1 protein-coding gene is annotated in these 484 nt (G+C 71.5%); it reads left to right on the forward strand.

Annotation, left to right across the window (positions count from 1 at the left end; all coding sequences use genetic code 11):
- The coding region (locus GT354_RS19525) for a helix-turn-helix transcriptional regulator (protein ID WP_161357582.1) at nucleotides 1–484 on the forward strand (484 nt) is incomplete at both ends.

Raw genomic sequence — 484 nt, forward strand, 5'->3', positions numbered from 1 at the left:
CGTGCTTCGAACGCGCCGGCGCATCGCGCCGCGAGTTCGCGAAGGCGGCGTTCCTCGACCCGTCCGCGATCACCCGCTACTTCAAGGGACAACGCGTCGCGCCCCGCGACTTCCTCGACAAACTCGCGGCCTTCCTCGCCGACCGCGGCACCCCGCTCACGCCCGAGGAACACGACCGGCTCGACCGGCTGTGCACCACAGCGCTCGCCGGCGGCTCCAGGCAGGGCGACCAGGTCCTGTACTGGAAGGAGGAGGCCGCACGACTGGCCGCCACGAAGACCGCCCTCACCGCGCGATGGCACGAGGAACGCGAGCGCGGCGTCCTGGACCGCCGACGCGCGGACGAGATTCTCGGTGCCCTCGAACTCGAACTCGCCGAACTCCGCGAACGGCTCGAACACACCGAGACGCAACGCGACACGCTGCGCGACCGGGTTCGCGAACAGGACCGACGGCTCCACGCCGCCGCCGACTACGCCCGCGA

This window comes from Streptomyces sp. SID3343 (assembly GCF_009865215.1).
Classification (GTDB): Bacteria; Actinomycetota; Actinomycetes; order Streptomycetales; family Streptomycetaceae; genus Embleya.